Origin of the sequence: Microcoleus sp. BM001215392, assembly GCF_036700185.1 — a bacterium.
Lineage (GTDB): Bacteria > Cyanobacteriota > Cyanobacteriia > Cyanobacteriales > Microcoleaceae > Microcoleus.
Window position 1 is genome coordinate 1 of the sequence record NZ_JAUBOJ010000254.1, and the last position, 6,970, is coordinate 6,970.

At 44.3% G+C, this 6,970-nt stretch carries 6 protein-coding genes; 2 read left to right on the forward strand and 4 right to left on the reverse strand.

The features are described from left to right. Window positions 1–91 precede the first annotated feature (91 nt). The 4 genes from QT974_RS22950 to smpB all read right to left on the reverse strand — a co-directional run bounded on the left by QT974_RS22950 (window position 92) and on the right by smpB (window position 2,250). A complete protein-coding gene (locus QT974_RS22950; protein WP_333470731.1) occupies window positions 92–238 on the reverse strand; it encodes a hypothetical protein in 147 nt (48 codons plus the stop codon). Window positions 239–387: 149 nt separating this feature from the next. After that, window positions 388–618 carry an Osc7112_2153 family protein gene (locus QT974_RS22955; protein ID WP_333470732.1) on the reverse strand — a complete coding sequence of 77 codons (231 nt, stop codon included), beginning with the start codon at window positions 616–618 and terminating at the stop codon, window positions 388–390. Further along, window positions 615–1,340: a tetratricopeptide repeat protein gene (locus tag QT974_RS22960; protein ID WP_333470733.1), complete on the reverse strand. Its 726-nt coding sequence runs from the start codon at window positions 1,338–1,340 to the stop codon at window positions 615–617. The genes QT974_RS22955 and QT974_RS22960 overlap by 4 nt, the downstream gene beginning before the upstream one ends. Window positions 1,341–1,782: 442 nt before the next feature. Further along, window positions 1,783–2,250, reverse strand: a complete 468-nt coding sequence (gene smpB, locus QT974_RS22965; protein WP_333470734.1) for an SsrA-binding protein SmpB — start codon at window positions 2,248–2,250, stop codon at window positions 1,783–1,785. A 138-nt stretch (window positions 2,251–2,388) separates the two neighbouring features. Here smpB and xrtO point away from each other — a divergent pair, with 138 nt between their 5' ends. After that, complete coding sequence (gene xrtO, locus QT974_RS22970) at window positions 2,389–3,924, forward strand: exosortase O (RefSeq protein WP_333470735.1); 1,536 nt, start codon at window positions 2,389–2,391, stop codon at window positions 3,922–3,924. After that, window positions 3,917–6,808: a TIGR02921 family PEP-CTERM protein gene (locus QT974_RS22975; RefSeq protein ID WP_333470736.1), complete on the forward strand. Its 2,892-nt coding sequence runs from the start codon at window positions 3,917–3,919 to the stop codon at window positions 6,806–6,808. The genes xrtO and QT974_RS22975 overlap by 8 nt, the downstream gene beginning before the upstream one ends. The last annotated feature ends 162 nt before the right edge of the window (window positions 6,809–6,970 follow it).

The following is a 6,970-nucleotide window of genomic DNA, read 5'->3' on the forward strand; positions in this document are numbered from 1 at the left end:
GATAAACGCAGATAATTTCAGGGTGTTTTCCGATTTTTGCAATTCAAGTCTACTGTAAATGGCTGTAGGAACAAAGTAACTACAGCAAATTTCAGTTGAAGTACACATCCAGCAAGACACGTCGCAGCGCCGTACCCTGTCCTCCGGGGATTAATCGGCCGTACTTGATAAAATTAGAATCTGCCACCTGTTCAAAAAAAAATGCAGCTTGAGGCAAGCTGCAAACCAAAATCGTCATCGGTCATTTCCAATTATTTAATGCTTTAATCTCAAATCTAAAATGGTATAAGGTGCGCCCCGCGCACCTACATAATACTACTACATAATACATACCTGTGGGTGTCAAGTGCGGATGGCGCACTCTACAAAATTATTTCAAAATAATTCTTATTCTTCGCTGTCCGTAGGCGTGACGAATCTAGGGCACGAATAATTTCCAGCTTCGCTACCTTTGCACCGTCGCCACGTTGACTGATTGGAGTTAAACGGCGTTTCGACTGATTCATTAACTGTAGGTTTAACAGTCGCAGAAGTTGGCAGCGCCGTTGAGGCTTGACTTAGCTCCAGTACCGTTATAATTGCGAGTATGGTTGATGAAAGCAAAACTGTGCGTTTCATTTATTTGTTTTTTCCTCTTTTAATCGTTGACGTGCCATTCCTATCCATATATCCTCATCGAATTCTTGGGAATCCGCATACTTTAGACAAGTTTTCCACTGCGGTAGCGCTTCCTTAGTTTTTTTCATCCCTTCTAGGACTTGCGCTTTTAAGCAGTAAGTTGCTGGTCTTTCACTATCAAGTTTAATCGCTGCATCCAGATGTTGCAATGCCTCGGAATATCGACCCTGTTTCAGCCGAGCCCATCCAAAATTTTTGAGTAAAGAATATTTAACTTGATCGTCCTCAGCGAATTTCAAACCTTGCCACAGCAAGTGAACGGCCGCAGAATAGTTTTTTTTCTCAACTATATACAATCGAGCCAGATTGCTGTAAGCAGCCGGCATACCTAGTTTGGCAGCTTGCAGATATTTTCCTTTGGCGCATTCTAAATCTTGCACCTCTTCGCACAGCCATCCCAAATTGTAAAGAGCTGGTCGGCTTTTGGGGTCTACGGAGAGCGCTAACTCATAGGCTTGTTGAGCATCAGCCAATCGATTGGCTTTGTAGTTTTCAAAACCCTTATTGTTAAAAAATGATGCGAGTTCTGGCAACCCAAGCTGCCAACCGCCAAAGCCTACGGTTAGCATCAGCAGGAAGGCTGCCCACTTCGAGTTTTGATGCTTTTTTCCCGGCTGTTTCATGATATTAAAAAAATTAGCTAATGGTGTGGTTTTTAGCATATTTAGACTTGAGAGTTGGGGTAGATTGGCTGGGCAATATGTAATTGCCACCCTAATGGCATCATCATCTTAGGAAATGACTCATGCTTGAGTTTATTTCTGAGCTCTAGTTTGTAACTCGACACCCGAATGGTGTAATGTTCTCACTACCTATATGTATTCGAGCATAGGTCGATCATTCATCAGTTTCTACAAGCCATCCGGACATTTTGACGAAAAAAAAGCGGGAAGTAGGAAGCTTGAAGTGTTACCGCAATAAGTAATAATGCTTAGACAGTTGACAGTTGACAGTTGACAGTTGACAGTTGACAGTTGATAGTTGACAGTTGACAGTTGACAGTTGACAGTTGACAGTTGACGACTGATTACTGACGACTGACTACTGACTGCTGACTGCTGACTGCTGACTGCTGACTGATGACTGCTGACTGCTGACTGCTGACTAAAATTGCTTCATCGCCCGTTCCATATCGCGCTTGTCTTCGCGTTTCTTCAAATCTTCGCGCTTGTCGTGCAGTTTTTTGCCTTTCCCCAAACCGATATCAAGTTTTACCCAGCCACCTTTCAAATACATTTTTAAAGGCACTAAAGTCAAGCCTTTTTCTTCCACTTTGCCGATTAATTTGCGAATTTCTTGCTTGTGCATCAGCAATTTACGGGTGCGGCGAGGCTCGTGATTAAAATAGTTGCTAGCACTTCTCCAGGGCGAAATATGAACGTTAATTAGCCATATTTCGCCATTTTTAACCAAAGCATATCCGTCTCGCAAGTTGGCTTTTCCTTCCCGAATTGATTTGACTTCGGTTCCCTTTAACTCGATTCCCACCTGATATGTATCTATAATTTCATACATATGGCGCGCTTGTCGATTATCGCTAAGAATTTTGTATCCTGTCGTTTTTTCGCTCATTTTTACCTCCGATAAAATTATTATAAGGCTAACATTTATGTATAGAAAATAGCAGCTTGACAAAACTTAATTTACAGGTCTAGGCATTACCAATTTTGCTGAGCTAAGATTTCATCAATGTGAATGTCAAGCGGTATCATGCAGCGCACCAATATTCCAGATTCGGGAATTTCAGATTCTGTTAGTCCCCCTCAGGCGGTTAATTTGGTTTGGCTGGCTCCTTTTTTGCTGGCGCTTGCTTGGTTTTGGGCCAATATCTCTGCTGTTAAGTGGCTGTTATCCTCGTTTGTTGAGATACCGGCACTGTACAAGATAGCAATTGGTTTTCTGATTGTAGCATTAGTAGTGCGATCGCTCAGTTCGGGCGATCGCCCGCGGGGATTTTCCCCAAACTTCGTTTTGAGGCGCTATCCGCTGCTGTTAATGTTGGGTGCAGGTGTTTTGGCGATCGCCCAGGGGTGCATAATTAATATCCCACAAGTTAGCGTACTGCTATTTATCCTAGGAACTTACGGGCTGTCGGGCTGCTTTGCAGAACCGAATTTTTGGCAAAAAAACTTGCCAGCAGCCGGGTTGCTGGCTTGTATTTTACCCTTCAGCAATCAGTTTAATAGCGGCCTCGGCTTGCCCGCGCGAGTGATGACAGCTCACGTAGTAGAACAGTTGCTCTCAATCCTGCACGTGGGAGCTATTTCTTCCTACGATATCCTGATTTTGGAAAACGGGATCGCTCACGTTGATGTGCCTTGCAGCGGCATTAAAACCCTGTTAGTCGGGACGTTATTTTTGCTAGTGGCTACCTGGTTAGAAAGCCGAAAATTGAGTTTTCAATGGCTGGCAGTATGCGCTGCTAACTTGTTAATGTTGTTGTCGGCTAACGCTTTGCGGGTTGTTGTGTTAGTCCTAATTGCCCAAGTTGCGCAACAGCCAACCTATGCAGAAATCCTTCACGTACCGCTAGGAATTGTAGGTTTAGTCTGCGGTTGTTTTGTAAGTTGGTTGATGCTGCAACAAGTTCCCAAATTTCAGGCAACAAAACAAATTGATTTCCACTCGCAACGAGATTCCGAAATACTGAAAAATCAGCCTCTGGCAAAAGCCGGACTAATTGCGACGGTGGCTGTTTTAGCAGTAATTTCTCAATTGTATCATGTAGAAAGTACAAAAGTAGCGATCGCCCCTTTACAACTACCCCAACAAATTATATCCGAAGCAATCGGGCTGAATCCCAGCGAACAAAGATTCTTCGGCAATTACCCAGAGACAAAAGCAGAAAAAAAGAGATTTGCATCAGGTAACTTGCACGGTTCCATGCTCGCAGTAGCCAGCACATCTTGGCAGACTTATCACGCACCAGAGTTGTGCTTTGTCACCAGTGGCATCTCCGTCAATCGAATAGAACAAAAACAGCTAACTCCTAGCGTAACCGCTCGCTGGCTGTATCTCAAAGACAACCAACTATCCGCAACATACTGGTTGCAATCTCAAGCGCAAACAACCGATAACTTCTTGTCGCGCATCGGCAGCGACATCACCCATCGCAATCAGACTTGGGTGCTAGTTTCTATTCTTTTTGACAGTTCCGTAAATCCCGATAGTCCTGAGGTAGAAGAGTTTACTGCTAACGTGCACAATGCTGTCAAACAAAGCTTAACAGGAGCAAAAAATGAATAAAATCAAGCAGGCATTTAATATAATATTTCAATTTATTTTTTGGCTGTGGAATCTGACGTTCTTGTCAACTGTTTACTTGGGTATTTTACCTGTAGTGGGAATACCACTAATTCAAGCTACAATTGACGGCATCATTCCCCTTGAGTTTTCCTTAACGCTGGCAGCATTAATAATAGTACCTGCTGCTTGTACCATCGTGGGCGCGAAGTATTTTTCAAGGAAACCATTGCAGCTAATGCGCCTATTTTACGGCGTAGAGGCACCGCTATTTTTGCTGATTTTAATCCGCCTGTTCCTGCTGCGAGAATTGACTCCAGCAAGTTCTCAAATTATCGCTACTGTTGTCTTGTGCATCGCAGCATTTTTCTGGGAAATGTGCTGCGGATATTTGGGAGAAATAAGAGATACTAGAGACGATGGTCAATTACAAAAACCAAACCAGAGTCAGCCACAATTTTTAAGATTCATCGGAGAACAACGAATTGCTTGGCTGCAAATGGGTTTCCACAGCTTAATGCTAATTGTGGGAGTTTGGGCGGCTGTATTGCTGATGTTTTACGCCATACCAGTGGCAATTTTCTCCGTAATTTGGTGCATACAAATAACAATTCAATTTTTCAGCTTTGCATGGGTGACACCGTTCTTAGAGTCGCTAAAATACGGTGGGTGGAATATAATTTTGTGGCTGCCATTATTATTAGTTCTGTTTAGCTTTACCTGTAGCTTATTTGTGGTAATGCCTATGCTTTACGGCTTTCTGTACATCCATTCGGGTCGCAAAATTCTGCAATATTTTAGTTCTCAATACGGGAAAAATAAGGCAATATTGGGAAGTTTGGGAGTAATGGCAGCTTGGCTGGCCGTGTTCGCAGCTTTGCAGCAGCAGCCACAAGTTAAAGCACTGAAAATGCTGGCGAATCCAGCCGCAAATGATACTGTTCGCCAAAGCTTGCTAGCAAAGTCCGATGTCATTCGATCGGGCTTAGTTAATGCTTATTTGTCCGATTACCGTTACCTCAGCACGGTAGGAGAAAACAACCACATTTATGCAATGTACAAAAGCCTTTTAAATTTGCCCGATGGAGCGGCTAGCACATTACAAAACAGCTACAATTTTATCATGTCGCCGTTTTTGTATCAAGGCTCTGATTCTGATGTTAAAAAAGCCGAAAAACTATACGCTGGATTCTTCGATACCGAAATTCAAAAAGGTGACACGGAAGCAGTAAAACACGCGGTGCGGTCAACATCTAACCGCGAAGAAGCAAAAGCAGGTTTGCTGAATGTCAATGAAGAAAAAGTATGGTTGCAGTCGCAAGAAGTTACAGTCACAGAAAAGGGCGATTGGGCTGACGTTCAACTCTACGAAGTTTACAAAAATCAAACGCCGAACTTGCAAGAAGTATTTTATTACTTTTCGCTACCAGAAAGCGCCGCAGTTACAGGAGTTTGGCTGGGCGATACTGGGGATTTGAAAAGGCGTTTTGCATTTAGTGTGTCGCCCAGAGGTGCCGCACAGCAAGTTTACAACCAGCAGGTGAGAGAAAGGGTAGACCCGGCTTTGCTCGAACAAGTTGGCCCGAAACAATACCGCTTGCGAGCTTTTCCAATTCCGGCTAAACGAGAGTTTTCGCGCACGCAAACTAACGCGCCAACGGAGATGAATCTGTGGCTGACTTATAAAGTTATGCGACAGCCACAGGGTTGGGCGATGCCTGTTTTAGCAGAAAAACGTAACATTTATTGGGATGGAAATACTCGCCGCACAATTGCCGGAAAACAGGTAAATTACAGGGGAAAAGAGGCAAAAAAAACTTGGCTGCCGACTTTTGTGCCAGCAGTTTCGCAGCAGCAACTAATACCGCGTTTAGCAAATTTACCGGGAGAAAATACGATTTCTGCTAAGCCGCTGGTTGATGCAAATTATTCGCTGCCGCAGGGCAAAAAAATTGCAGTGATTCTGGATACTTCCCGCAGTATGACGGGGGAAACAAAGGAAGTTAAGGAGAATTTTGAATGGTTGAAAGCGAATAGTTTAAAAGCAAATACGGTTGATTTGTATGTGGCGAGTGCTGCGGGGATGCCGCCGAAGTTGGTGGAAGATTTGGGGAGTTTTGATGTGGGAAAGTTGACGTTTTATGGTACGCTCCAACTTAAGGATATTCTGCAACAGTTTGCACAGTTGCGCGCCGATCGCACTTACGATACTGTATTCTTGGTGAGCGATCGCCACAGTTACGAGTTATCCGACGATCGCAAAACCAGCGTTTCCATGCCCTCACCCCTATGGACTGTGCATTTGGGAGGCTTACCACCGGCTTACGATGATGGAACTTTAAAGCTCATTCAAGATAGCGGTGGCGGAGTTGCGACAAATATCACAGAGGCGATGCAGCGAGTGGCGACGACAGCCGCATCAGGGAAATCTGCAATCACTGTTGTTGATGGCTATGTTTGGAGTTACGCCAAAACTCCAAAGGTGGCGGCGGGGGTTGCGAAAATAACTGATGATGAAAATGAAGCTTTTAAACCGATAGCTGCGCGGCAGTTAATCGCCGCACTTAGCAAAGAGAAAACTTCCAATCAGTTGACTCAGTTGGATGCCATGCACTCGCTGGCTAAAACTTTTAAAGTCGTCACGCCTTATTCTTCAATGATTGTGTTGGTTAATGACGCGCAAAGAGAACAGCTAAAGGCGGCGGAAGCTAAGAGCGATCGATTCGATCGCAAGGTAGAATCTGGTAAGGAACAGTTGACGAAACCGAACAATCCTTTGAATGTTTCTGGGGTTCCGGAACCGGAAGAATGGCTGCTTTTGATCGTTGGGGCGATCGGGCTTTTAGCCGTTTTCCTCCGTCAGCGGCGCGCGAAATTGATAGGTTGAAAGCAAATCCGGGTTCGCTACTCCCTCGATGATTCGGCGGTTGAAACCGCAAAGCGAGTCAAACAAAGTCTGCCTCCGCAGACTAAAACAGTGAGGGGGTATTTAAGCCGGACTTGATATCAAATATTAATCTACAGTCGTCTTGAGACGACTTGAGCTATG